This window comes from Amycolatopsis sp. cmx-4-83 (assembly GCF_046548815.1).
Lineage (GTDB): Bacteria > Actinomycetota > Actinomycetes > Mycobacteriales > Pseudonocardiaceae > Amycolatopsis > Amycolatopsis pretoriensis_A.
In genome coordinates this window covers 359,343-383,717 of sequence record NZ_JAEBEF010000011.1, presented here as the reverse complement: position 1 = coordinate 383,717, position 24,375 = coordinate 359,343, and the positions used below count along the sequence as shown (strand labels likewise).

Annotated in this window: 24 protein-coding genes; 13 read left to right on the top strand and 11 right to left on the bottom strand. The window is 72.4% G+C overall.

What is annotated here, in order from left to right; translation table 11 throughout:
• Positions 1-7 precede the first annotated feature (7 nt).
• The gene (locus ACLJQM_RS33950; RefSeq protein ID WP_410634427.1) at positions 8-1,237 is read left to right on the top strand and encodes a hypothetical protein; all 1,230 of its coding nucleotides are present in this window, start codon (positions 8-10) and stop codon (positions 1,235-1,237) included.
• Between the two features lie 121 nt (positions 1,238-1,358).
• Positions 1,359-1,844: a hypothetical protein gene (locus ACLJQM_RS33945; RefSeq protein ID WP_360770254.1), complete on the top strand. Its 486-nt coding sequence runs from the start codon at positions 1,359-1,361 to the stop codon at positions 1,842-1,844.
• Between the two features lie 5 nt (positions 1,845-1,849).
• Here the strand turns inward: ACLJQM_RS33945 and ACLJQM_RS33940 are convergent, their stop codons facing one another.
• The 5 genes from ACLJQM_RS33940 to ACLJQM_RS33920 form a co-directional block, all read right to left on the bottom strand.
• Positions 1,850-2,632 (bottom strand): DUF1684 domain-containing protein, encoded by a 783-nt coding sequence (locus ACLJQM_RS33940; protein WP_410634425.1) that lies wholly within the window; start codon positions 2,630-2,632, stop codon positions 1,850-1,852.
• A gap of 20 nt (positions 2,633-2,652) precedes the next feature.
• The gene (locus ACLJQM_RS33935) at positions 2,653-3,258 is read right to left on the bottom strand and encodes a hypothetical protein (protein ID WP_410634424.1); all 606 of its coding nucleotides are present in this window, start codon (positions 3,256-3,258) and stop codon (positions 2,653-2,655) included.
• Positions 3,259-3,265: 7 nt separating this feature from the next.
• Entirely contained in the window at positions 3,266-4,240 is a 975-nt protein-coding gene (locus ACLJQM_RS33930; RefSeq protein WP_360770246.1) for a hypothetical protein, read from the bottom strand.
• A 210-nt stretch (positions 4,241-4,450) separates the two neighbouring features.
• Positions 4,451-4,627: a hypothetical protein gene (locus ACLJQM_RS33925; RefSeq protein WP_247021430.1), complete on the bottom strand. Its 177-nt coding sequence runs from the start codon at positions 4,625-4,627 to the stop codon at positions 4,451-4,453.
• A 102-nt stretch (positions 4,628-4,729) separates the two neighbouring features.
• On the bottom strand, positions 4,730-5,437 hold the full coding sequence (locus ACLJQM_RS33920; protein ID WP_410634422.1) for a Crp/Fnr family transcriptional regulator: 708 nt from the start codon (positions 5,435-5,437) through the stop codon (positions 4,730-4,732).
• A gap of 87 nt (positions 5,438-5,524) precedes the next feature.
• Here ACLJQM_RS33920 and rnhA point away from each other — a divergent pair, with 87 nt between their 5' ends.
• The 4 genes from rnhA to ACLJQM_RS33900 all read left to right on the top strand — a co-directional run bounded on the left by rnhA (position 5,525) and on the right by ACLJQM_RS33900 (position 10,866).
• Positions 5,525-5,986 (top strand): ribonuclease HI, encoded by a 462-nt coding sequence (rnhA, locus tag ACLJQM_RS33915; RefSeq protein ID WP_247021426.1) that lies wholly within the window; start codon positions 5,525-5,527, stop codon positions 5,984-5,986.
• Positions 5,987-6,018: 32 nt separating this feature from the next.
• Positions 6,019-6,399: a YchJ family protein gene (locus ACLJQM_RS33910; RefSeq protein ID WP_247021418.1), complete on the top strand. Its 381-nt coding sequence runs from the start codon at positions 6,019-6,021 to the stop codon at positions 6,397-6,399.
• Positions 6,400-6,443: 44 nt separating this feature from the next.
• Entirely contained in the window at positions 6,444-7,676 is a 1,233-nt protein-coding gene (locus tag ACLJQM_RS33905) for a hypothetical protein (RefSeq protein ID WP_410634421.1), read from the top strand.
• A 118-nt stretch (positions 7,677-7,794) separates the two neighbouring features.
• On the top strand, positions 7,795-10,866 hold the full coding sequence (locus tag ACLJQM_RS33900; RefSeq protein WP_410634420.1) for a glycosyl hydrolase 2 galactose-binding domain-containing protein: 3,072 nt from the start codon (positions 7,795-7,797) through the stop codon (positions 10,864-10,866).
• A gap of 66 nt (positions 10,867-10,932) precedes the next feature.
• On the opposite strand, the gene ACLJQM_RS33895 is transcribed toward ACLJQM_RS33900, so the two are convergent.
• Together ACLJQM_RS33895 and ACLJQM_RS33890 are read right to left on the bottom strand one after the other, a co-directional pair.
• Complete coding sequence (locus tag ACLJQM_RS33895) at positions 10,933-11,574, bottom strand: hypothetical protein (RefSeq protein WP_410634418.1); 642 nt, start codon at positions 11,572-11,574, stop codon at positions 10,933-10,935.
• A 255-nt stretch (positions 11,575-11,829) separates the two neighbouring features.
• Complete coding sequence (locus ACLJQM_RS33890) at positions 11,830-13,215, bottom strand: carboxylesterase/lipase family protein (protein WP_410634417.1); 1,386 nt, start codon at positions 13,213-13,215, stop codon at positions 11,830-11,832.
• Between the two features lie 55 nt (positions 13,216-13,270).
• Between ACLJQM_RS33890 and ACLJQM_RS33885 the strand changes: the two genes are divergently transcribed.
• Genes ACLJQM_RS33885 through ACLJQM_RS33875 form a run of 3 tightly spaced genes read left to right on the top strand, consistent with a single transcriptional unit; the run spans position 13,271 to position 16,292 of the window.
• The gene (locus ACLJQM_RS33885; RefSeq protein ID WP_410634416.1) at positions 13,271-13,678 is read left to right on the top strand and encodes a nuclear transport factor 2 family protein; all 408 of its coding nucleotides are present in this window, start codon (positions 13,271-13,273) and stop codon (positions 13,676-13,678) included.
• A gap of 33 nt (positions 13,679-13,711) precedes the next feature.
• Positions 13,712-15,595: a Na+/H+ antiporter gene (locus ACLJQM_RS33880; protein ID WP_247021407.1), complete on the top strand. Its 1,884-nt coding sequence runs from the start codon at positions 13,712-13,714 to the stop codon at positions 15,593-15,595.
• Positions 15,596-15,605: 10 nt separating this feature from the next.
• Positions 15,606-16,292: a histidine phosphatase family protein gene (locus tag ACLJQM_RS33875; RefSeq protein WP_360770224.1), complete on the top strand. Its 687-nt coding sequence runs from the start codon at positions 15,606-15,608 to the stop codon at positions 16,290-16,292.
• Here the strand turns inward: ACLJQM_RS33875 and ACLJQM_RS33870 are convergent.
• Both ACLJQM_RS33870 and ACLJQM_RS33865 read right to left on the bottom strand, forming a co-directional pair.
• Entirely contained in the window at positions 16,276-17,022 is a 747-nt protein-coding gene (locus ACLJQM_RS33870; RefSeq protein WP_410634415.1) for an ABC transporter permease, read from the bottom strand. The genes ACLJQM_RS33875 and ACLJQM_RS33870 overlap by 17 nt on opposite strands.
• A 42-nt stretch (positions 17,023-17,064) precedes the next feature.
• Positions 17,065-17,523 (bottom strand): MmpS family transport accessory protein, encoded by a 459-nt coding sequence (locus ACLJQM_RS33865; protein WP_247021401.1) that lies wholly within the window; start codon positions 17,521-17,523, stop codon positions 17,065-17,067.
• A gap of 157 nt (positions 17,524-17,680) precedes the next feature.
• Here ACLJQM_RS33865 and ACLJQM_RS33860 point away from each other — a divergent pair, with 157 nt between their 5' ends.
• The 4 genes from ACLJQM_RS33860 to ACLJQM_RS33845 all read left to right on the top strand — a co-directional run bounded on the left by ACLJQM_RS33860 (position 17,681) and on the right by ACLJQM_RS33845 (position 21,810).
• Positions 17,681-19,063, top strand: a complete 1,383-nt coding sequence (locus ACLJQM_RS33860; RefSeq protein ID WP_410634413.1) for a helix-turn-helix domain-containing protein — start codon at positions 17,681-17,683, stop codon at positions 19,061-19,063.
• 125 nt (positions 19,064-19,188) lie between these two features.
• Complete coding sequence (locus ACLJQM_RS33855) at positions 19,189-20,166, top strand: LacI family DNA-binding transcriptional regulator (protein WP_410634412.1); 978 nt, start codon at positions 19,189-19,191, stop codon at positions 20,164-20,166.
• Between the two features lie 354 nt (positions 20,167-20,520).
• Positions 20,521-21,102: a DNA-binding protein gene (locus tag ACLJQM_RS33850; RefSeq protein WP_247021397.1), complete on the top strand. Its 582-nt coding sequence runs from the start codon at positions 20,521-20,523 to the stop codon at positions 21,100-21,102.
• A 51-nt stretch (positions 21,103-21,153) separates the two neighbouring features.
• Positions 21,154-21,810 (top strand): RES family NAD+ phosphorylase, encoded by a 657-nt coding sequence (locus ACLJQM_RS33845; protein WP_086861703.1) that lies wholly within the window; start codon positions 21,154-21,156, stop codon positions 21,808-21,810.
• Here ACLJQM_RS33845 and ACLJQM_RS33840 read toward each other — a convergent pair.
• Together ACLJQM_RS33840 and ACLJQM_RS33835 are read right to left on the bottom strand one after the other, a co-directional pair.
• Positions 21,792-22,424: an HAD family hydrolase gene (locus tag ACLJQM_RS33840; protein WP_410634409.1), complete on the bottom strand. Its 633-nt coding sequence runs from the start codon at positions 22,422-22,424 to the stop codon at positions 21,792-21,794. The genes ACLJQM_RS33845 and ACLJQM_RS33840 overlap by 19 nt on opposite strands.
• A complete protein-coding gene (locus ACLJQM_RS33835) occupies positions 22,424-24,364 on the bottom strand; it encodes a S9 family peptidase (RefSeq protein WP_410634407.1) in 1,941 nt (646 codons plus the stop codon). Before ACLJQM_RS33835 ends, ACLJQM_RS33840 begins: the two co-directional genes overlap by 1 nt.
• Positions 24,365-24,375 lie beyond the last annotated feature (11 nt).

Sequence of the window (24,375 nt, the reverse complement as noted above, 5' to 3'; positions counted from 1 at the left end):
GACGGGAATGAACCTCGAAGACGCGTTCAGCGTCGTCGATACGGCGGTGCACCTGCCGGGGCAAAGCGACGACGCCCTGATCCGGCAGCTGCGGAAGCGCAAAGAGTTCAGCCCGCCCCGGAAGGCTCTTTCCCCCGCGGCCGGCCTGGAGAGCGGCATAACCCTCCGTCCGATCGAAGCCCTGCACTGGCTGTCCTACGTGACGCGGCCGCGGTACCACGACGACGTGCTCGACCGGTACCTGTGGTGGGGCCTGCTGCGCTACCTGGGCTTCTTCGCCCACGACTACTCGCACTCGCACTTGCCGAACCTCGCGCTGAGCGCGGCGGGGCGCCGCATTTCCGGCAACCAGCGGCGCGTCACCTCCGAAGAGATGGGGATCGGCTTCGGTGCCGCGCTGGCCGCGCGCTGGTTCGACAGCACCGGCTACGCGACCCTGCGCAGCGTGGTCGACATCGATGTGGCCCTCGACGCCCGCTTCGTCTTCGGGCCGAGCTCGGCGGTCCAGCACATCGGCACCCGGCGCGCCGACTACCTCCTCATCGGTGCTGACCGGCGCGACAGCGGTCGTTACGTCCTGCGCGTGCTCGAATGCAAGGGGACGAAGAACGCCGGCAACGCGGTGTCCCAGCTCGCTCGCGCCGTCGGCCAGCTCGACGGGGTCACCGTCGGCGGCCGGGTGCCGCAGGGGCTGGCCACCGCCGTGGTCACCGGAGAAAGCCGCACGTCGTACCTGGCGGTGGATCCGGGGGACGACGACGAACCTTCTTACCGCGTGGACGGGGAATCGATCGATCGCGGCCGGAGCTTTCGCCTCGAGTCCGACCGCGTGGACGTCTCGGCGGCCGAGATCGCCAATGCCGCCGTCCGAGCCTCCTGGGCCGTGCTCGCCGACTTCGGCGGCAACCTCGGCGCGATCGAGCGGTGGGCACCCCAGGTGATGCGGAGCCGGATCGAACGACAGCCACGAGACCGGGTGACGTTCGAGACCCCGGTCGGAACCGCGCGCGGCACCAGCCTCGAGTTCGGCTTCGGCAGCGAACGGCTCACCGTCCGGTACGGCATCGACGAGTCGGTCGACGACCAGCTCACCGACGGGGACGCCGGCGAGGTGATGGAAGCGCAACGAGCGTTCGCCGACCGGCTCGAGGCGGGCAGCGAGCGCCGGGCACCCGAATCACCCGAGGTGCTCTCCACGACGGCCGACGGGACGATCTTTTCCCTGGTCCGCGGCTGACACGTTCGGAGCAGCCGGGTAACGATCGCGGACAGCCGGGCAACTTCCCGGACGCATCGGACGTCCCCCCAAGACCCCAGCGCTGGGGCTTCCACCGGTTCGCTCCGCCAGGAGGCCCACCATGTCCACCACCACCCGCCGCGCGTTCGCCGGTGTCGTCGTCCTGATCGCCGGCACCATCGCCGCCGCCGCGCCCGCTCGAGCCGCCGATCCCGTCGTTCCCGCCATGACGAACATCCGGACCGGGCTCAACCCCGGCTTCGACCGGATCGTGCTCGACCTCAGCTCCGGACCCGCCCCGACCGTCAGCTACCAGCTCGTCGACGAGCTCACCGCCGATCCGAGCGGGGAAATCGTCTGGCTCACCGGCGAATACTTCATCAACGTCTCCGCCACGCCCGCCGCCGCGCACAACGCCGCTGGGCAGCCCACCTACGCCGGGCCGCAGAAGTTCCGGACACGGAACCTCGCCAACGTCATGGCCGTCGCCGTCACCGGGGACTTCGAGGCGCACCTCACCGTCGGGGTCGGGGTGCGGGCGCGGAGCGCGGTGAACGTCTTCACGCTCACCGCGCCCAACCGCGTCGTCATCGACGTCGCGCACTGAGCGCGTCAACCGCGCTCGTACGGGATCTTCTCCCCCGCCTCGACCGCGAACGGCAGGTTGTTGCCCGCCGGCGGGAGGGGGCACGTCGCGAAGTCCGTGAACGCGCACGGGAGGTTCACCGCGCGGTTGAAGTCCAGCGTCACCGAACCGTCCGCTGCCGGCGCGCCGACCGGCAGCGAGCGGTTCGCCGCGTACGTCGTCACCCCGCTCGTCCCGTCGGTGAACAGGATGCTGAAGCCGCCGTCCTTGCCGTTGAACGCCGTCAGCGTGTGCGACTGCCCGTCGCGGGAAAAGCGGACCACGCCCGGCGCCGTGTACACGTGGCTGAGGCCCTCCACGACCGCGCCCACGGTCGTCGGCCGCGGCTCGTCGAAGGCCTCGAACCGCCCCGGAAGCACCCAGGACGGCGAAGGTTCGTACGCCGGGATGCCGTGGAACCCGCGCAGCACCTCGGCCTTCGGGTCGTGCACGCGGATCAGGTAACCGGAGCGGCGGGCCACCTCGATCTCGACGTCGCCCGCCAGCACCCGCGTGCCCGCGCCGCTGTTGACCAGCTCGAAACGCTGTACGTCCGTGATCGGCGCGCCCTCGTACGTCAGCGAAGCGCCGGCCGGGTCGACGTAGGCCGCGTCGGCGTCCTGCCACCAGCGGCCCGGGATGCCGGGGTACTCGCGCGGGGACTCGGTCAGCCAGTCCAGCGACACCAGCGCCAGCCAGCCGTGCGGAGCGGCGAGATCCTCCTCGCGCTGCGTCTTCCAGTCCTGCCACTCCTGCGTGAACGTGCTCATCGCGAGCCCCTTCCCATCGGCTACGACGGTGCCAACCCGCCGCCCTCGCCGGTATTCCGCGTCCCAGTATCCGGACCCGTCCGCAGCCACGCGATTTCGCGCTCGCCGCCCGCCGGGACGACGATCCGCCGGTAGCCCTCGTCGCCGGCGAGGGCGGTGTGGAACCGGTCCGAGACGACCAGCAGCAGATCCAGCTCCGGCGCCGCCGCGATCGCCGCCTTCAGCTCCTCGGCCGCGCACAGCCACGTCGCCAGCGCCACCGCCGCGCCGCCGAAGTGGGGCGGGCGCAGCACGACGTCGCCGTGGTCGGCCGCCACCCGCAGCCGGAGCCTGCCGAACTCGTTGAGGTGGCGGTTGCGGCGGCCCAGCGCCCCGGCCAGCAGCGCGACGAGCTCCGTCGCGACCCAGCTGTGCGGCACCGTCGGCGGGATGATCACCGTCGTGGCGTCGCCCTCGGCCCGCCGGAACCACGTCGGCGTGCGGTGGGGCACCGGGACGCCCTCGAACACCTCGTCCAGCACCCCGTCGAGGGTGGCGCCGAGGTGCACCGCGCGCGCCGTCCGCCCCCGGCTCGGTGCGACGATCCCGAGCCGGACGACGGTCGCGGTCACCGGATCGGTGCGCACGGCCCGCTCAACCCGCCCCGGGATCGGCCGACCACTGCAGGCCGTAGCTCAGCCCCTGGTGCAGGTCGTGGAACTCGAGCCCGACCTCGCCGAGGCTGTTGACCGTCAGCGCGTCGCCCGAGTCGGTGCCGTCGTCGATCACGCGGCCGGGCACGCCGTTGAGCCGCCACACCTTCGACGGCGGGCCGTCGCGGTCGAACCGCACCCGCACCGAGAACTTCTCGCAGCGCCGCAACGGGGTCATGACGTAGTACGGCCGCAGCGACGTGCGCTGCGGCGCGAAGCGGATGCCGTATTCGTGCCGCTGCCCGAGCCGCAGCGGGCTCGGCAGCCGCATGACGAACTGGGCGTGGCTCGCCGAAACCTGGCGCGCCTCGACGATTTCGCCGCCGAACAGCACGTCCGCGGTGATGGCCGGCACCGGGTCGAGGCCCGGGTCGGCGGGTGCGCTGAACGAGAGCACCAGCTCGTCGAGCTCGTCGACCTCCGCGACGATCCGGCGTTCCTCCTGCAGGTCCGGCGGGTCACGGTCGAGCCGGAGCATCGCCTTCATCGACTCGACGTACCAGCCCGCCAGCGGGTGCAGGTCACGCTCGCGCGGCGGCGCGCCGAGCAGCTCGTCGAGCCGGCGGAACGCGAGGTCTATGCGGCGGCGCGCGGTGCGCGGGTCGCGGTCCAGGACGCTGGCCAGCCACGAGATGCGCCGGTCGAGGAACTCCCCCGCCGCCTCCTCGTGCAGGCCCAGTGCCGCCAGCGCGGCCAGCCGCAGGTCCGCGGGCAGCCGCCCGCACAGTTCCGTCAGCCGCAGCACGACCTTGTGCCGCGCGGCGGCGGGCGGGTCGTCGTCGGCGACCTCGCAGGCGGCCCGCAGGCAGGGGCCGATCCGCTGGTGCAGGTCGGCCGCGTCCAGGCCGCGGCCGCGGCGCAGTTCGTTCAGTTCGCGCACGAACGGGAACGAGTTCTCCGATGTCGTCCCGGTCATCCCACCTCCTTCCGCGCCGCCGGTGGAAAGAGCTGTTGACATTACCAGCGGCCGTCGGCGGCGGTGACGTGACAAATCACGGACACGCGCATTCGCGGAATGCCCGGCCGGCCGGCCCCCCGCGTGCCGGCCGGCCGGGTTCCCTCCGCGGGTCAGTTGGCCCCGAAGATCAGGGCCCAGATCGAGTGGCTCTCCATCACACACACCTCCTCATCGCTGCACCCAGGCCGAGGCGGGAAGCCGCGCGGAGTCGTGGAACGCCGGACTGGCGGGTTCCACCGCGTTTCCGGCCGCCGCGAGGAAACCCGCGACGGCACCGGCCACGAACGCGGCGAAGACCGATTTCACCAGGGTCGAAATCTTGCAGTGGACGTTCACGACGAGCACTCCCCGACCTCGCTCGAAATGAAATTCAGCCGGTGGCATCGCATTTCTTTACCGGCCGGGTTCCAGCATCGCCGGGTCGGAGCGGTCCTCAGATGCCCGCTGTCACGGCCCTTGTGTGCCGTTTGGCTCAGAACGGGCGAAGGCCTGGAGCACGCGCAGCTTCCGGATGAGGATCCGGCGGCGGCCGGTCTCGACGATCTCGCGCTCGCGCAGCACGCGCAGCGCCCGGGCGACGGTCCGCCGGGCGGCGCCGACCTGCGCGGCGATGTCGGTCTGCGAGAGCGCGGCCTCGATGACCACGCCCTCCGGGACCGACCGCCCGTGCTCCTCGGCGAGCCGGAGCAGGTGCACCGCGACCCGCCGGGTGACGTCGAGGGCCGCCGAGTCGACCCGGGCGGACTCGGCGTTGCGGAGCCGGGCGGCGACGGTCTTGATCGTCGCGATGGCGATCTCGGGCCGGGCGTGCAGCACGTCGATGAACTGCGCCCCGGTCAGCTGGAAGACGGTGCAGGGCTCGATCGCGCGGACCGACGCCGTCCGCGGGCGCCCGGTCACGGCGGCGAGGTCGCCGAGCACCTCGCCGGGGCCGCGCAGGCCGAAGAGGACCTCGCGGCCGTCCTCGACGATCGCGGACACCCGCACCCAGCCGGCGACCAGCACGTGGACGTGGTCGGAGGGGTCGCCCTCCATGAGCACGACGTCGTTCGCCCGGAACCGGCGGCGGGTGCCGCGGGAGAGCAGGTACTCGCGATCGGCGTCGGCGAGGTAGGCCAGGAGCGCCCCCTCGGCCGTGTCCTCGTGCCCGTTCATCGCCCCGAACTCCCGCTCCGCTCCGGATGCCCACCGTAACCCGGCGTGGCGGCGTTGGGCGAGAGCCGGAACCGATAGGGTCGCCGCGTGGACGTGGAGATCTACACCGACGGCGCGTGCAGCGGGAACCCCGGACCGGGCGGCTGGGGCGCGGTGCTGCGCTACGGCAAGCACGAGCGCGAGCTGTACGGCGGCGAAGCCACGCCGACGACGAACAACCGGATGGAGCTGACCGCGCCGATCCGGGCCCTGGAGACGTTGACGCGGCCGTCGCAGGTGCGCGTGTTCACCGACAGCACCTACGTGCGCAACGGGATCACGCAGTGGCTGCCTCGCTGGAAGAACAACGGCTGGCAGACGGCGGCGCGCGAACCGGTCAAGAACGCGGACCTCTGGCAGCGCCTCGACGCGGCGATCGGCGGGCACGAGGTCGAATGGCTGTGGGTCAAGGGCCACGCCGGCCACCCGGAGAACGAACGCGCCGACCGGCTCGCGGTCCGCGGGGCGCAAGAGGCGCGCGAGAGCGGGAAACCCGTCAACGCCGGTTAGTCCGGAGTGGACGGTCGTGGCACAATTCCCCGATGCCTCCCGTCCCGTGCCCGTGCGGTCTCGCCGAGTCCTACGCCGCCTGCTGCGGCCGGTTCCACGACGGCGCGCTCGCCGCGCCGACGGCCGAACTGCTGATGCGGTCGCGGTTCAGCGCGTTCGCCGTGGGCGACACGGGGTACCTGCTGCGGACCTGGCACCCGCGCACCCGGCCCCGGCGGCTCGCGCTCGACCCCGCGCAGGAGTGGACGCGGCTGGAGATCCTGGGGCGCACCGGCGGGGGCCTGCTGCACACCGAAGGCACCGTCGAGTTCCGGGCGCACTACCGGCTTCGGGGCCGCGACGGCTTCCAAGAGGAGAACAGCCGCTTCCGGCGTGACGACGGCCACTGGGTCTACCTCGACGCCGAAGCCTGAAACCCGTCCCGCGCACCACCTCCGCCGTGCTAAACAGTGCGGCGATGGGAAAACTGACGCGCCGCGCCCGGGCGAGGGCGGACTACCTCGGCTTCCTCGGCGCCCGCGAGTGGCCGCTCGCCGCGTCCGGTCTCGGGGTGCTGCTCGGGGTCGTCACCATCCTGCCGAGCGCGATCGGCGTGGTGCTCTCGATCATCGCGCTCGCCCTCGGCGTCACCACCTTCACCCGGGACGTGCGGCTGCTGCGCCGCCGGTGGGCCGGGTTCGAGTTCACCGCCATCGCGGCGCCGTTCCCGGCCGCCGAGCTGCCGCCGCCGTCGGCGTACCCGGAAGCGGCGTACCTCGCCGTGCCCGCCCGGGGAACCGCGCTGGTCAGCGCCGCGATCGACCGCGAACTGTGGGAAGAGCGGCACACGATCGACGTGGCCGAGGAACCCTACCGGCTGCCGCCGTCCCTCAAGGCGACCGCGCCGCACGTCCTCCCGCTGCGGGCCCGTGGCCGCCTGCTGTTCAACGGTCCCGTCGTCGGCATGCGCGGCGACCCGCTGCCCGCCACCGGGGCGCGGCCCGCGCCGATCCGGCTGCACCGGGCGCGGTTCTTCGACGCCGTCTGCTCGAACGAACTCGGCACGCTCCGCATCACGCGCACCGACACCGGCGAGGAGTACGACCTGCGCAAGGCCGAGCTCACCGACTCCGCGGGCGCGTTGCGCGAGCTGAGCGGCAGCGCGCTGGCCGACCACGTCGGCGTCTCCACGGTCGCCTTCACCACCGACGGCAAGCTCGTCACCGTCCGGCAGTCGGCGCTCAACGCCGTGAGCGGGCTGCTGCTCGCGCCGTCGGGCAGCGGCTCGCTCGAACCCCGCGACCTGCGCACGCCGGACGGCGGCGCGCGGCAGGCCCTGCACACCGCGGTCCGCGCCGGGATGGAACGCGAGCTGTGCGAGGAAAGCGGCCTCACCCCCGCCGACATCCGCTCGACGAAGGTGACGGGCTTCGCGCGCTGGATGGACCGCGGCGCCAAGCCGGAGTTCTTCGGGCTGACCGAGCTCGCGGCCGACAGCGCGGAGGTCGCCCGGCGCCGCCCGGTCAGCGGCGAACGGCTCTACAGCGCCGGCCTGACGCTCTTCGACGTCGACCTCGCCGCGATCGGCGCCGCGCTGGCCGCCGGTGTACCGCTCAGCGAGGCACTGCCGCAACGGCTCTGGGAAGACGGTTCCCTGCCGCTCCTGCTGGCCCTGCGCGCCGCCGCGGCGTGGCGGACCGCCCGGGTTTGACGGGAACGCCCCTGTTCTCCGCGTGATCGGACCGCTACCATCGTCCGCAATTGTTAGGAAAGTTCCCTAACGAAAGTCCGCAGTCCCCCGCCGCCGTGGGTGCCTAGGAGGCGCGCTAGTGAGCTATCGGCAGAAAAGAACCCGGACTCTCCTCGTGGCGGCCTCGCTGGCCGTCGCGGTGAGCGGAGCCACCGTCGCGTCGGCCACCGGGCAGGTCCCGGTGCGAGCGGTCGTCGCGGCCGCGGCCCCGGCCACCGCCGTCCCCGGCTTCCTGATCCAGACGTCGGCGCAGGTGAGCGACGACTCGGCGGTGTCCAAGCCGGGGTACAACACCTCGGGCTGGTACCCGGTCGGCCCGCGCTCGACGGTCTACGCCGGCCTGCTGGCCAACGGCAAGTACGCCGACCCGTTCTACTCCACCAACATGAAGAACGTGCCGACCGCGGACTTTCAGATCCCTTGGTGGTACCGCACCGACCTCACCGTCACCGACACCACGCAGCGGACGTACCTCGACTTCAGCGGCGTGCTGTCCAAGGCCGACGTCTGGGTCAACGGGACGCGGATCGCGGACAAGTCCCAGGTCAACGGCGCCTACACCCGCCACGACCTGGACATCACCGCGCAGGTGAAGGCAGGCGCGAACAGCATCGCGTTCAAGGTCTACCCGAACGACCCGAACAAGGACCTGTCGATGGGCTGGATCGACTGGGCCCAGACCCCGCCGGACCAGAACATGGGCATCGTGCGGGACGTCCTCGTCCGGCGCAGCGGCCCGGTGGCGCTGCGCGGCGGCCACGTCGTGACCAAGCTGACCGGGCTGAGCCACGCCGACCTCACGGTGAAGGCCGACGTCCGCAACGACTCCGCGGCCGCGGTCTCGGCGACGGTGTCCGGCACGGTCGCCGGCAAACCGGTCACCCAGACCGTTTCCCTGGCCGCCAAGGAGAAGAAGACCGTCACGTTCGGCGTGGTCGGGATCGACAACCCGCAGGTCTGGTGGCCGGCCGGGATGGGCGGGCAGCCGCTCTACGACCTCGACCTGACCGCGGCCGTCGGCGGAACCGCGTCGGACACCTCGCACTCGAGCTTCGGCGTCCGCCAGGTGACGGCGAACAAGAACGCGAGCGGCGGCCGGGCGTACACGATCAACGGGCGCCCGCTGCTGATCAAGGGCGGCGGCTACTCGCCGGACCTGTTCCTGCGCTGGAACGAGCAGTACGCGGCGGACAAGCTCGCCTACGTCAAGGACCTCGGGCTCAACACCGTGCGCCTGGAAGGGCACATCGAGCCGGACGAGTTCTTCGACCTCGCCGACCGGATGGGCGTGCTGACGCTGCCCGGCTGGGAATGCTGCGACAAGTGGGAAGGCCAGGTAAACGGCGACGAGAAGGGTGACCCGTGGACCGCCGCGGACTACCCGGTCGCGAAGGCGTCGATGACCGCGGAGGCCGAGCGCCTGCGCGACCACCCGAGCGTCATCTCGTTCCTGATCGGCAGCGACTTCGCGCCGGACGCGACCATCGAGAAGAACTACCTCGACGCGCTGAGCGCCGCGGACTGGCCCACCCCGGTGGTCCCGGCCGCGTCGGCGAAGTCGTCGCCGCAGCTCGGGTCGTCCGGCATGAAGATGAACGGGCCGTACGACTACGTGCCGCCGAACTACTGGTACGACAAGGCGCACACCGACCTCGGCGGCGCGTGGAGCTTCAACTCCGAAACCAGTGCCGGGCCGGACATCCCGACCATGGACACGCTCAAGCGGATGATGTCCTCGAGCGAGCTCGACACGCTATGGAAGAACCCGTCGGCCACGCAGTACCACCGGTCCTCGTCCTCGACGTTCGGCAACCTGAAGCTGTTCGGCGACGCGCTGGCCGGCCGCTACGGCAAGCCGGCGAACCTCGACGACTACGTCCGGAAGGCGCAGCTGGCGCAGTACGAGAACGTCCGCGCAGAGTTCGAGTCGCACTCGCGCAACTTCAGCGACGGCTCGAACCCGGCCACCGGGATCATCTACTGGATGCTCAACAGCGGCTGGACGTCGCTGCACTGGCAGCTGTTCGACGCCTACCTCGACCAGAACGGCTCCTACTTCGGGGCCAAGAAGGCGAACGAACCGCTGCACATCCAGTACTCGTACGACACCAAGTCGGTGGTCGTGGTGAACCACAACCACGACGCGGCGTCGGGCCTCACCGCGCGCGTGCAGCTGTTCAACCTGGACGGGACGGCGAAGTACGACCAGTCCAAGGCCGTTTCGGTGGGCGGTGACGGCGCGAAGACGACCGCGCTGACCATCGGCTCGGTGAGCGGGCTGTCGACGACGTACCTGGCGAAGCTGGTGCTCACCGACTCGTCGGGCAAGGAGGTCAGCCGGAACGTGTACTGGCTGTCCACCAAGGCCGACACGCTCGACTGGGGCAACAGCGACTGGTACTACACGCCTCAGTCGGCCTACGCGGACCTGTCCGGCCTGAACGGCCTGGCCCAGGTTCCGCTGGGCTCGACGGCCAGCACGACGACGAACGGCGACGGCACCACGACGACCAAGGTGACGCTGACGAACCCGGCGGCCGGCAAGGTGCCGGCGTTCTTCGTCGACGCGCACGTGGTCGGCGCGGCGGGCGCGCCGGTGCTGCCGGTGCGGTGGACCGACAACCAGGTCACCCTTTGGCCCGGCGAGTCGACGACGCTGACGGCGACGTACCGGACCGCGGACCTCAAGGGCGCCAAGCCGTCCGTGCGGGTCGCGGGCTGGAACACCGGGACGAAGACGATCCCGGCGGACGGCACGGTCACCCCCGGCAACCCCGCCGACTACCAGGCCGAGAACGCCACGATCACCAACGGCGTCGCGGAGTCGAACCACGCCGGCTTCACCGGCACCGGCTTCGTCAACTACGACAACGCGACGGGCAGCGCGGTGGAGTTCACCGTGAACGCGGCGTCGGCCGGCGCCGCGAACGTCGTCCTGCGGTACGCCAACGGCACCACGGTGAACCGGCCGATGGACCTCACGGTGAACGGTACGAAGGTGGCGTCCGCGGTGGCGTTCGGCGGCACGGGCAACTGGGACACGTGGCAGACGGTCACGATCCCGGTCACGCTGACCGCGGGGACGAACAAGATCAAGGCGACCGCGACGACCGCCAACGGCGGCCCGAACGTCGACAAGATCACCGTCTAGCACCTGACCGAGGGCGGCACTTTCCCGTGAAAGTGCCGCCCTCGGTCAGGTCCGGGGGAGGCGCTGTCAACCGGCTCCCGGCCGATGGTCCCGGCTCTTCACCGCGGCCAGGCGTCCTGCTTCCGGATCAGGAGCTGCCATGGCCGCGTCACCGAGCGCGCGCAGGACCGAACGAGGGTTGTCGAGCAGAGACGGGTCGCGGTCGAGCATGGCGATTTCCGTCTGCGTGAGGTTGCGAACGAGCGGAACGCCGTCGATCTTGACGATCAGGACCGAGCCGATCTGAACCATGGCTGTCGGTGAAGCCTCGAGAGCGACGAGCAGTTTCGCGACCGCATCTCCCTGAGCCTGGTCGACGTGCGCCTGGTTCTTGGTGAGGAGCTGGAGCTCGATCCCGCGTTCGACCTTCTCGAGGCGCCGACGCATCTCTTCCGATGAACTGGCCCGGCGCAGTCGGAAGACGAATGAGCGACGCCAGGATCCCTGCTGCGCCGGGTACGCGCGAACGACCGTGAACCCCTGCGAATTCAACAGGTTCTTGACGGCGTCTTGAACCTCGACGCTGCCGGATTCGCCCTCGAGCCAGATCCGGACGGGAATCGGGAGCTGAACCGGAGGGCCGGTGTAAGTCGGCGCTGCCGCGATGCCTGCGGCCTCGGCGTCGCCCTTGAGGTGGCTTTCGACCCGCAGCTGCAGCGCCCGCTGCACGGCGACCGTCCCCCGCGTTCGTTCGGCTTGCGGCTGCTCCGATCTGTCGCCTCCGTCGGCCGGAGCCGGTCGTCGCCGTCGGCGACGCGCAAGCTGCCGTTTCCCGGTGAGACGCGACGAGTTGCTCGGCCCTTTGTCTCGCCCTGAGCTCATCCAGCTGCCTCCGGTTCGCGTGGGCATCGGGGACGAGTACTAGGTCGCAGCCACTCGCCCTTCTGCTACACGCGGGCCGATGCACGCCGCCGGCCGCCTCGGTCATTCCCAGAGGAGGCGCTGGGCGCGGTCCGGGTCCGAGACCGTCGTCGAGACGTCGTCGAAGAGGCGCGTCACGCGGTCGTCGCCCGTGTAGCGCGGCCAGCCCGGGTCGCCGGTCGCGATGAACCGGACCCACGAGCCGAACATCTCCGTCGCCATCGCCTGCATGCGCTCCGCCGGGAACGTCCGGCCGGCGAAGAGGAACCGCCAGTTCTTGTTGCGGATGTCGTCGAACGTCAACGGCAGGTCCAGCCCGTGCGGCGCGCCGAGGCCCTTGCCCCGCGGGGCGATCCGCCAGTCCAGCCGGTACATCCAGGCGGCCGGCTGCTTCTCGGCGAACCGGATCGCCGGGATCCACCAGTCCCCCGCGGTCAGCGCGCGGTTGCGGATCTGCTCCTCGGGCCAGCCGAGCAACTCGCCGTACGCCGAGACGGCCTTCTCGACCTCGGTGGCGTCCAGCATCGTCGACCCGACGCCCAGGAGCTTCGCGCCACCCGACTGCAGCCAGCTGAACAGGTCCTCCTCGTCGGCCGTCGTCCCGATGAGCAGCGGGACCTCGCGGACGGCGTCCAGCGGGCGTTCCGGCAGCAGCTCGTCCCCGACGACCACGCGGTAGGTCACCTTCGTGCCGGACACCGCCGAAACCCGTTGCTGCGCCGCGAGAATCCGCGTCACGGGCAGAGTCGCGAGGTCCTCCGGCGAGACGTCCAGCTCGGCGAGGACCGCCGAAGCGATCGCCGCGCCCTCGGCCGGGGTGTGCACGACCGAGCCGACGCCGGTGCCGCTCTGCACGATCGCCTGGTGGACCAGCCCGCGCGTGGCGGGTACGGCGAGCAGCGTCCCGACCGTGCGGCCACCGTTGGACTGCCCGGCGAGCGTGACCCGGCCCGGATCGCCGCCGAACGCACCGACGTTGTCGCGCACCCACTCGAGCGCCGCGACCTGGTCGCGCAGGGACAGGTTCGAGTCGGCGACGCCGGGCAGGTGCAGCATCCCGAGCACGCCGAGCCGGTAGGCGACGGTCACGACCACCACGCCGGCGCGGGCGTACGCGGAGGCGTCGAACTGGTGCGGCGCGCCCATCACGCCGCCGCCACCGTGGATCCAGACGAGCACGGGGTACGAGCCGGGCGCCGCCGGCACGTAGACGTTCAGGTAGAGGCAGTCCTCGTCGCCGGTGAAGCCGCGCCCGGTCAGCTCCGGCTGCGGTGCCTGGGGTGCCCACTCGACGGCGTCACGGAGACCGGACCAGGGCGGCGCCGGCCGGGGCGCGCGGAACCGCAGCTCCCCCACCGGCGGCTCGGCGTAGGGCACGCCGAGGAAGGTCCTGACCCCGTCCCGCTCGGACCCGCGCAGTGCGCCGGCCGCGGTCTCCACCGTCGTCACGGACCCAGCCTACGAACTTGCCCTGGAGCGCGCTCCAGCGTGTTGACTACCAGCCATGAGCGCAGCCGAAAACAAGGAACTCCTGAGAACCGCCTTCGCCGCCTGGGCCACCGGCGACATCCGGCCGCTGGTCGCCGCCATGGCCGACGACGTCACCTGGACCGTCGGCGGGCACAACAGCTGGTCCGGCAGCTTCGCCGGCAAGGACTCCGTCCGCCGGGACCTGCTCGGGCCGCTCGGCGAGCAGTTCGACGGCGTCTACACGAGCACCGCGAGCCGGTTCGTGGCCGAGGACGACGTCGTCGTGGTCGAGACGCGGGGCAGCGTCGCTACCAAGGCCGGGCAGCGCTACGACAACCAGTACTGCTTCGTCTTCCGGCTCGAGGGCGGCCGGATCCGCGAGATCACCGAGTACATGGACACCCAGCTGGTCGCCGAAGTGCTCCCCGAGCTGGCCAGGTGACACCCGCCGCGGCGGGCGGGTAATGATTACCCCGTGCACATAGCGGCAGAGATAGTGGCGCTGGTCGTGACGGTCCTCGTCGTCAGCGCCGTGGCGCGGCGGCTGGACTGGTCCGCCCCGCTGTGCCTGATCGTCGTCGGCGTCGCGGCGTCGTACGTCCCCGGCGTGCCCGAGTACCACCTCGACCCCGAGGTCGTGCTGCTCGGCCTGCTCCCCCCGCTGCTGTACTCGGCGGCCATCCAGACGTCGCTGGTCGACTTCCGGAAGAACCGCGGCGCGATCGGGCTGATGTCGGTCGGGCTGGTCGTGTTCACCGCGTTCGGGGTCGGGCTGGTCGCCTGGGCGGTGATCCCCGGCCTCCCGCTGGCCGGCGGCATCGCGCTCGGGGCGATCGTGGCGCCGCCGGACGCGGTCGCGGCCAGCGTCGTGGCCCGCCGGGTCGGCATGCCCCGCAAGCTGATCCGGCTTCTCGAAGGCGAGAGCCTCTTCAACGACGCGGCCGCGCTGGTCGCCCTGCGCACGGCCATCGCCGCGCTGGCCGGCTCGGTCAGCTTCTGGCAGGTCGGCGCCGACTTCCTGCGCGCGGCCATCGGCGGGATCGTGCTCGGGCTGGTCGTCGGGTTCGTGGCCGCGTTCATCCGCGCCCGGCTGAACGAGCCGGTGCTGGACACCGCGCTGTCGTTCGCGGTGCCGTTCATCGCCTACATCCCGACCGAGGCGATCCACGGGTCCGGCGTGCTCGCCGTGGTCGTCGCCGGGCTCATCCTGGGGCACAAGGCACCGAAGATCCTCTCCGGCTCGGCCCGGCTGGCCAGCAGGCTGAACTGGCAGACCATCGCGTTCCTGCTGGAGAACATGGTCTTCCTGCTGATCGGCCTGCAGCTGCGGCGGATCCTGTCCGAAGTGGGCGAATCCGGGCTGTCGCTGGGCATGCTGACGTGGATCTGCGTGGCGGTGCTCGCCGCGACGATCTTCACGCGGATGCTGTGGCTGGTCGGGATCGGCACCGTGAAACGGCTGGAACGGCGGTTCCTGCCCGGCAAGACCCGGTCGAAGATCTGGCCGTGGCGCTACTCGGCGGTGATCTCCTGGGCGGGCATGCGCGGGGTCGTCACGCTCGCCGCGGCCTTCGTACTGCCGGCGGACACCCCGCAACGGGCCGTGCTGGTGCTCGCCGCGTTCGTCGTCGTGGCCGGCACGCTCGCTGTGCAGGGCATGACGCTGCCGCCGCTGATCCGGCGGCTGCGCCTGCCGCGGCCCGACCCGGCGGAGGACGCGCTGCAGGAAGCGTCCGTGCTGCACGACATGACCACGGCGGCGCTGGCGAAGCTCGAGGAGATCCAGCGGCCGGACGACCCGCCGGAGATCATCCAGCGCATCCGCGACCGGCTGCAGAACCGCTCCGACTCCGCGTGGGAGCAGCTCGGCCGCCAAAGCGTGCTCGCCGAGACGCCGAGCGACGCCTACCGCCGCCTGCGGATCCAGCTCCTCGAGGTGGAACGCGAGCAGTTCCTGAAGGCCCGTGACGCCGGCAGCGCCGACGACGACGTCCTGCGGAAGGTCCTGGAGCGGCTCGACATCGAAGAGTCCATGCTGGACCGCGACGAGGAAGAGCCCGAAGTCGAAGGCCGCGAGCTGCGCACACCGGCCGCGACGGCCGGCTCGTGCAAGCACCTGGCCCACGAGTGGGTCGAGCGCGAGCCCAGCTCGCCGGACACCTGCGCGGCCTGCGTCGAGGAGGGCACCACCTGGGTGCACCTGCGGATGTGCCTGAAGTGCGGCAACGTCGCCTGCTGCGACTCCTCGCCGCGCCGGCACGCCACCCGGCACTTCCACGAAAGCCGGCACCCGGTCATGCGGAGCTTCGAGCCGGGCGAGACCTGGCGGTGGTGTTTCGTGGACAAGCAACTCGGATAATGTCGGGGCCATGAGCACCCCTGAGCAGGAGATCGAGTACCGCCAGCACCGCTTCAGCCCGCCGCCGGGCGCGACGGAGATCTTCCTGGTGCGGCACGGCGAATCGGCTCCCGCCCGAGGCGAAAACCCGTTCGAGCTGGTCGACGGCCAGGCCGACCCGGAGCTCGCCCCCGACGGCCGCGACCACGCCCGGCGCGTCGGCGACCGGCTGGCCGGCGAGCGGATCGACGCGATCTACGTGACGACGCTGCGCCGCACCGCCGAGACCGCCGCGCCGCTGGCGGAGAAGCTCGGGATCACCCCGGTCGTCGAGCCGGACCTGCGCGAGATCCACCTCGGCGACTGGGAAAACGGGCTCTTCCGGAAGTACACCGCCGAAGGCCACCCGATCGTCGAGCGGCTGTGGAGCGAGCAGCGCTGGGACGTCATCCCGGGCGCGGAGTCCGACGAGCGGTTCGGCGCCCGCCTGCGCGGCGCGCTGACGCGGATCGCGGCCGCGCACCCGGACCAGCGCGTCGCCGTGTTCACCCACGGCGGCGTGATCGGCGAGGTGTTCGCGCAGGCCGGCCGCTCGGTCGAGCGGTTCGCGTTCCTCGGCGCGGACAACGGCTCGATCTCGCACCTGGTGCTGCACGGCGACACCTGGATCATCCGGCGCTTCAACGACACCGGGCACCTGGCTACGCCGCTCGGCTGAGCTTCCCGGCCGCGACGAGCTGCACGGTCACCAGGATCGAGACGGCTTCGGCCGCGAGGAGCCCGATCAGCACCAGCACCTGCGTCAACCCCGCTTCGATCGGCCCGGCGCCGCCCAGCAGGACGCCGACGTAGGCGCCCGGCAGCGTCACCAGGCCGACCGTGCGGGTCTGGTCGAGCGCCGGGATCAGCGCGTGCCCGGCCGACGGGCGGCAGATCTCGAGGGCGGCCGGGCGGGGCAGGAAGCCGAGGGCGAGCGCGGCTTCGTACTCCCCGTGGCGGGACTTGAGCTCGTCGAGCGCCCGGCGCGCGGCTTGCGACGTCGCGGTCATCGCGCCGCCGATCACGATGCCGGCGATCGGCACGAGGGCGATCGGCTTCGGGGGGACGACGCCGGCGCCGAGGACCAGCGCCAGCACGGGCACGACCCCGGCGGCGATCGCCGCGGCGGTCCACGGCAGGTTCGCCCAGGTCCCGACGCGCCGCGCCGACGTCACCGCGGCGATGGTGAACATCAGCAGCACGAACAGGCCGGTGAGCGGGGCCGAGCGGAGGACCGCGGTGATGATCAGCGACACCAGCGCCAGCTGGGCGACCGCCCGGGCGGCGGCGACCAGCACCGCGCGGCCCTGCCCGAGCTCACCCCAGCGGACGACGGCGGCGCCGGCGACGGCGAGCAGGACCAGCACCGCCACCAAGGCGGGCCCGAAGGTGATCGCGGCGTCGTGCACGCCGCCGATCTTCCCTCTTTTCGGGAGCTCGGGTGGCCGGGCTCAGACGGCGCAGCTGAAGAGGCGTCCCGCCTCGGCGACGGCCTTCTCGGCGACCACGACGCCGTCGACGACGATCCGGCAGCGAAGTTCGCCGGGCCCGGGGTTCTGCGCGGCGACGCTGTAGAACTCGGTGCGGTCGGCGGGGCCGGTCCGGGTGAAGGTGACCGACCACGGCGTCGTCACCTGTGCCCGCTGCGCGAGCGCCGAGCCCGCGGCGGCGTAGGTGACGTTGCGGGCGCCGTCCGGGCCGAGCAGTTCGTAGACGACGGTCCGGCTGACCGTCCGCACGGCGGCCGGCGCGACCGTCGCGGCCACGGGCGCTTCCTTGGCGGGTCCGCGCGCGGACCGCGGCACGATGAACGACGTCACCGCGAAGGCCGCGGCGAGCACACCCAGGACCACGACGACGCTCCCGGCAGTGCGGGCGCGGTGCTCGTGGGTCGCGGTGGGAACACCCATGGAGAGGTCTTCTCTCGTCGCGCGCACTTCCGTCGAGTGCGTCGCCTATATCTCGCCGTGACCTAACTCCGCGTTAGCCGCCGTGGCCAAGATGTCCAACTTTCACCCAAACGGGTGCGGCTCGGGTTTTGCCGGTCCCCGGGTGCATCATCGGGGTGTGTACGAAGAGGCGCCACCACCGGCGCGGCTGGCAGACGTGGCGCGCTGCGTGTGGCGCTCGGCATCGGCGGGCCCGAAGCGGATCGTCCCCGACGGCTGCCTCGACCTGGTGGTGGGCGACGGCTCGGTGTTCGTGGCGGGCCCGGACACGACGGCTTGGTCGTCGGTGACCCACCCGGGAGCGGAATTGCACGGGGTGCGGTTCGTGCCCGGCCGGGCGGCCGCGGTGCTCGGGGTGGCGGCGGACGAGCTGCGCGACAGCCGGGTACCGCTCGGCGACCTTTGGGGACGGGAAGGGGAGCTGCTGGCGGAGCGCTTGCTGGCGGGCGAGGTGACACCGGCGGCGGTGGTGGCGTCCCGGCTGACGGAGGCGCCACCGGTGGACCCGGCGGTGGCGGAGCTGGTGGCCCGGCTGGAAGCGGGAGTGGCCCGGGTCGCCGACGCGGTGGCGCGCCCCAGCACCGGCACGGCACGAGACACACGGCTGACGCGGCCCGGCGCGGCGATGGGTCTCCCCAGCACCCGCGCGGCACAAGAGGTGTGGATGGCGCGAACCGGCAACCTGGCGGCATTCCCCAGCACCCGCGCGGACCGAGAGGCGTGGATGGCGCGAACCGGCGACCCGGTGGCGTTCCCCGATACCCGCGCGGCGCAAGGGGCGCGGATGGCGCGAGCCGGCGACCCGACCGCACTCCCCACCACCCGCGCGGCGCAAGCCGACGCCCCAGCGGCACGCCCCACCACCCGCGCGGCGCAAGCCGGCAACCCAGCAGCACTGCCCGCTACCCACGCGGCGCAAGCCGGCGACGCGGTGGCGCTCCCCGATACCCGCGCGGCGCAAGAGGCGCGGTTGGCGCGAACCGGCAACCCAGCGGCACTCACCGCCACCCGCTCGGCGCAAGCCGGCGCCCCAGCGGCACGCCCCACCACCCACGCGGCGCAAGCCGGCGCCCCAGCGGCACGCCCCACCACCCACGCGGCGCAAGCCGGCGCCCCAGCGGCACTCCCCACCCACGCGGCGCAAGCCGGCAACCCAGCAGCACTGCCCGCTACCCACGCGGCGCAAGCCGGCGCCCCACCAACACTCCCCACCACTCCCGCGCCGCGAGGTGCGTCTGTCGAAGATCCCGCCGAGCCCGCCACCGTCGGCGAGCGGCGCCTGCGCCGCCGGTTCGTCCAAGCCGTCGGCTACGGGCCCGCCACCTACCTCCGCGTCGCCCGCCTCCAGCGCGCCATCGCCCTCGCTCCGCACGCGCCGAACCTCGCCGCGCTCGCCGTCGCCGCCGGGTACTCCGATCAAGCTCACCTCAGCCGGGACTGCCGGGCGCTCACCGGGCTCACCCCGCGCGCCTACCTCCACTGTGGACACCACGGGGCGTGATCGGCGCCATTCGGCGTAACCCGCGCGGTCAACCGGAAGTGGCGCTTCACCCGGCAAGGTAAGCGGACGGTAAACGACTACCAGGAGCGCTATCCTCCCCCTCGACGAGTGATCAGGGAGGGCGTGTGGCCACCATCAGCGACGTCGCCGCGCGGGCCGGCGTCTCCACCGCGACCGTGTCGCGCGCGCTCAACGGGAAGTCCACTGTGGACCCCACGCTGGCCGCGCGGGTGCAGGAGGCGGCCGCCGAGCTCGGGTACCACCCGAACGGGCTGGCGCGGAACCTGCGGCGGCAGGAGACCGCCGTCCTCGCGCTGATCATCTCCGACGTCGAGAACCCCTTCTTCACCGCCATCGCGCGCGGCGTCGAAGACCTCGCGCAGCGGTCCGGCTACTCGGTCGTGCTGTGCAACTCCGACGAAAACGAAGACAAGGAGCGGCGCTACATCGAGGTCGCGCTGCAGGAGCGCGTCGCCGGGGTGGTGCTGTCCCCCACCGGGCGGTCGACGAACGTCGAAGGCCTGCGCCGCCAAGGGACTCCGCTGGTGGCGGTGGACCGGCCGCTGCCCGCCGACGCGGGTGACCAGGTGCTCGTCGACACCCGGCACGCCGCCGCCGAGGCCACGAGGCACCTGCTCGCCGGCGGGTACCGGCGCGTCGGGTGCCTGACCGGCCCCGCCGGGGTCCGCACGGCCGACGACCGCCTGGCCGGGTACGGCGACGTCGTCGGCGAAGCGAACGTCCTGTCCCGGCGGGCGGAGTACCGCGCCGAGGGCGCCCGGCTGGCCGCGCTCGAGCTGCTCGACGAACCGTCGCCGCCGGACGCGCTGCTGGTCGCGAACAGCACCATGGCGATCGGCGTGCTCGAAGCCCTCTCGTCGCGGGGGCTGCGGCCCGGGCGGGACGTCGGCATCGTCTCGTTCGACGACGCGCCCTGGACGACGTTGATCGACCCGCCGCTCACGGTCGTCGCGCAGCCGGCGTACGAGGTCGGACGGGTGGCCGCGCAGCTCCTGCTGGCCCGGATCGCCGACAGCGGCCGCGAAGCGACCACGACGACGCTCGAAGCCCGGCTGATCGAACGGAAGAGCTCCCGCCGCTGACCGGCGGCACCCGAACACCAGAGAGCGACGTGCCCGGGGGCCGGCTCGTGCCGGGCCCCCCAGGCACGCCCCACCCCCTGTGTCCCCCATGACCGGCGCGGAATCCGCCGGATCCTGTGAGCACGGAGCGGAAATCGTTTACTGACAGGGAACGTAGGACCGCGGGGCCCGGAGTGTCAAGACGTCACGGGTCTGGACAAGCTCGCCCGATGCGGTCAGACTAGCCGGAAGTTGCCTACTCAACGTGTTGAGTGATGTGCGGTAAGTGTCGATCTCTGGTGAATTCACCCACAGACAGGGCAAGAAACCGCACGAACCCGCACACGCGCGCTGTTTCGGGTTAGGCTGAACCCCATGTCTGTAGCGCTGGAAAACATCCTCGCCAAGGCGGGCCTGAAGGTCGACGCGAACGAGTTCCTGACGCTCGTCGAAGACGCGGCGCGCAGACTGTCCCCGCCGAATCCGGATCCCTCGCACTACTTCTCGGCCGACCAGCGCGCGGCGCTCGCCGACGTCGGCCTCGACCTTTCGCCGCGGCGGGAGGACGAACCGGACTTCCGGGCCCGCACCGTCGCCGCCCACGCCGTGCTCGCCGAAGGGGCGATGAGCGTCAACGAGGCCGCGAGGGCCCTCGGCGTCGACGACAGCCGGATCCGGCACCGCCTCAAGGAAGGCAGGCTGACCGGCTGGAAGGACGGCGGCTGGAAGCTCCCGGCCTGGCAGTTCGCCGGCTCCGGTGTGCTCCCCGGCCTCGAGGTCGTGCTGAAGGCGCTGCCCGAGGACCAGCCCGCGCTCGTCGTCGCCGCTTTCATGAGCACACCGCAACCCGACCTGGTGATCAACGACCACGCGGCGACCCCTCGCCAGTGGCTTCTGTCCGGGGGTGATCCGGACCACGTCGCCCGCCTCATCGCCACGCTCGGCTCGCCACTCTAGGCTGGACCTCCCCGAGCAAGATCACCGACAAGGACGGACCACCCCCGACCCATGGCCCGGCTACCGCTGCCGCCCGCCCGATCCGTCCTGGTCCGGCAGCTGAACCGCGCCGACGACGTGGTGACGGTCCAGCCCGCGACCAGGCTGGTGCGGATCTTCACGGCGCACGGCAACCACCCCCAGCAGTGGAATTCGTTCCGCTACACCGGCCCGCTCCCGCACGGCCGGTTCGACCAGCAGCCGCCCGGCCGCGGCGGCGCGCCGGTCACCGACCCCGCGAACGGGGTCCTCTACTTCGGCCTCACGGTCCGCACGTCGATCGCCGAGGTCTTCCAGACCAGCTCGACGGTGGACCGCCGCACGCGCGGCCCCCGCCTGGTCGTCGTCCGCCCGACGCGCACGCTGCGCCTGCTCGACCTGACCGGCCTCTGGCCCACGCGGGTGGGCGCGTCCCAGGAGATCTCGAGCGGCCCGAAGAAGCTCACGCAGGCGTGGGCCCGCGCGATCCGCGGCGCGTTCAGCGACCTCGACGGCCTCTGGTACCGCTCCTCGATGGACTCGGGAGACCCGGCGATCTGCCTGTGGGACCCGCCGGCGGGCGCGGCCCTGCCGATCGCGCCGGACGTGCTGCTCCCGCTGGACCACCCGGGTCTCGACGTCCCGCTGGGCCGGGTCTGCGAAGAGCTGAACTACACGCTGCTGAACTGACGCTCCAGCAGCGGCACGACCGCCCGCAGATCGCCGGAGTCCACGGCGTGGGTCGCGACGGCCCGGGCCGCGGGTGCCGCGTTGAAGGCAATGCTCAGCCCGGCGGCGGCGAACAGCGGCAGGTCGGACCGGCTGTCCCCGACGGCGGCGCACAGCTCCGGCGCGAAGCCCTGGGCCAGCGCGAAGTCCCGCTTGCCGTACTCGTCCAGGTGCTCGGCGACCTCGCCGGTGTAGCGGCCGCCGACCGCTTCGGGCACCGGGCCGCAGTACGCGTCGAACCCGAACCGCCGGGCCGGTATCCGGCCCACCGGCGTCCACGCGAGCGTGGTGAGGATCGGGCGGAGGTCGTGGTCGTGGCACCACGCCACCGTCTCGCCGATCCCGGCGACCAGCGGCAGCGTTTCGAGCCGAGCCAGGACCTCGGCTTCGGTGTGCCCCGCCCAGCCGCGGGCGTCGATCACCGACGCCTCCTGGTTGCTCATCCGGCCCGCGTCGTACGCCGCTTCGGCCGCGCGGAGCTCGGCTTCGTGCCCGAGCACCGCGGCCACCCACGCGCACGAAGTCGTGCCGGGCACGAGGGTGCCGTCGACGTCGAAGCAGACCAGGCCGCGCACTACAGGTGCCGCGCCCACCACTCCAGGACCGCTTCGAAGCGCTGCACCCGGTGCCGCGGACGGCCCGACCGGGTCAGCTCGTGGCCTTCGCCCGGGAACAGCAGCATCTCCGCCGGGGCGCCCGCGCGCCGCAGCGCCACGAACATCCGCTCCGCCTGCTCCAGCGGGCAGCGCCAGTCGTGCTCCGAATGCACCACCGCGAACGGGATCTCGATCTTCGCCGCGTGCTGCAGCGGCGACCGGTCGCGCTGCACCTCGGGATCGGACCCGATGTACGCGTCGACGAAGAAGTAGCCGATGTCGGAACTGCCGACCATCGAGTCCCACGCGTTGACCGCGCGCTCGCTCCACGCCGCCTTGAACCGCTCGCCGTGGTGGGCGGCCAGCCAGCTCGTCATGAAACCGCCGTACGACCCGCCCATCACGCCGACGCGGGAGGCGTCCAGGTCCGGGCGCTCCAGCGCCTTGTCGAGCAGGGCCAGGACGTCGTCGACGTCGACCGTGCCGAAGCCGTGGGTGATCGCGTGGCCGTGGGTCTGGCCGTAGCCCGCCGAACCGCGGGGGTTGCCGACGACCACGGCGTAGCCCGCCGCCGCGTACACCTGGGCCTCGTCGAACACCGCCCACTCCTGCTGGGTGAAGGGGCCGCCGTGCACCACGCGCAGCACCGGGTGCGGACCCTCGCCTTCGGGCAGCACCAGCCAGCCGTGCACCGGGTAGCCGTCCGGCGCGGTCGTCTCCAGCTCGATCATCGGCCGGATGCCCTTGTCCCGCAACGGCTTCGAGTAGTCGGTCAGCACCCGCGGCCCGCCGTCGCCGAGGAGCACGACCTCACCGGAGGTCGACGGCGTCGCGATCACCGCGGCCAGCACCGAGCCGTCGAGCGCGAACGACCGCAGCGCCGTCCGGTCGGCGTAGACCACCGCCAGGTCGGCCAGCGGCGCGTCGACGGCGTCGACGGCGACCGCGCGCAGCTCCACCGCACCGCGGTTGCGGACGGCCACGAGCACGTCGGCGCCGCGCGGGGTGGGGGCACCCGCCGACGATTCGCAGTCCACCGTCTCCCGGTCGGTGAGCCGGCGGGACTTCACCGGGCCGGCGCCGAACTCGGGCGTCGCCGCGTAGAGCCCGGTCATCGCGGCTTCGCGGTGCTCCGCAAAGGACTGCCCGAAGTAGAACAACGTGCCGTCGGGGCCGAACGCCGGGCGCTCGGAGTAGCCGTCGCCGCGCACGAGGACCTCGGGCTCGCCACCCTCGGCGGAGATCGCGCAGACGTCGCGGACGTCGCTTTCGGCCGCGCCCCACTCCGGCGGCGCGACGAAGACGACGCGCGTGCCGTCGGGCGTCCAGACCGGGTTGCTCGCGTCGAACCCGGCGCCGGTCAGCGGCTCGGGCTCCTCGGCGGGCTCGGCCGCGTCGACGACGAACAGGCGCTGCGGGCGATCGCGCACGAAGCCGACGTCGTCGAGCCGGTAGTCCATGCGCGTGATCCGGCGCGGGGCTTCGGCGGCCGGCTCCGGGGTCTCGCCGTCGGCGTCCTCGGTCCCGTAGCGGCCGGCCTCGGGCACGCGCGCGGTGAACGCGATCCGCCGCGAGTCCGGCGCCCACACCGGCTCACCGGCCCCGAGGTGCAGCGACGTCAGCCGCCGCGCCTCCCCGCCGTCGGACGGCATCACGTGCAGCTGCGGGCTGCCGTCGGCGCCCTTGCCCTCCCCCGCGCGGAGGAAAGCCACCCAGCGCCCGTCCGGCGAAATCGCCGGGGCGGAGTCGCGCGGCCCGTGCGTCCACGCGGACTCGCCGCCGTCGAGCGACACCCGCCGCAGCGCGCCGCGGGCGGCGTTCGCCTTCAGGTCGGGCTGACTCAGCGCGGTGAGCAGCAGGTTTCCGCGCAGGGCGGGACGGCCGGGGACGACGAGGTCTTCGATGTCGGCAGGGCGCACGCCCCCGACCG

Bases quoted from the DNA above. Each gene is read 5' to 3' on its own strand.
- ACLJQM_RS33875 (WP_360770224.1), top strand. From the start codon at position 15,606: ATGAGCACCCCTGAGCAGGAGATCGAGTACCGCCAGCACCGCTTCAGC.
- ACLJQM_RS33945 (WP_360770254.1), top strand. From the start codon at position 1,359: ATGTCCACCACCACCCGCCGCGCGTTCGCCGGTGTCGTCGTCCTGATC.
- ACLJQM_RS33930 (WP_360770246.1), bottom strand. From the start codon at position 4,240: ATGACCGGGACGACATCGGAGAACTCGTTCCCGTTCGTGCGCGAACTG.
- ACLJQM_RS33920 (WP_410634422.1), bottom strand. From the start codon at position 5,437: ATGAACGGGCACGAGGACACGGCCGAGGGGGCGCTCCTGGCCTACCTC.
- ACLJQM_RS33940 (WP_410634425.1), bottom strand. From the start codon at position 2,632: ATGAGCACGTTCACGCAGGAGTGGCAGGACTGGAAGACGCAGCGCGAG.
- ACLJQM_RS33850 (WP_247021397.1), top strand. From the start codon at position 20,521: ATGTCTGTAGCGCTGGAAAACATCCTCGCCAAGGCGGGCCTGAAGGTC.
- ACLJQM_RS33910 (WP_247021418.1), top strand. From the start codon at position 6,019: ATGCCTCCCGTCCCGTGCCCGTGCGGTCTCGCCGAGTCCTACGCCGCC.
- ACLJQM_RS33885 (WP_410634416.1), top strand. From the start codon at position 13,271: ATGAGCGCAGCCGAAAACAAGGAACTCCTGAGAACCGCCTTCGCCGCC.
- ACLJQM_RS33845 (WP_086861703.1), top strand. From the start codon at position 21,154: ATGGCCCGGCTACCGCTGCCGCCCGCCCGATCCGTCCTGGTCCGGCAG.
- ACLJQM_RS33865 (WP_247021401.1), bottom strand. From the start codon at position 17,523: ATGGGTGTTCCCACCGCGACCCACGAGCACCGCGCCCGCACTGCCGGG.
- ACLJQM_RS33950 (WP_410634427.1), top strand. From the start codon at position 8: ATGAACCTCGAAGACGCGTTCAGCGTCGTCGATACGGCGGTGCACCTG.
- ACLJQM_RS33905 (WP_410634421.1), top strand. From the start codon at position 6,444: ATGGGAAAACTGACGCGCCGCGCCCGGGCGAGGGCGGACTACCTCGGC.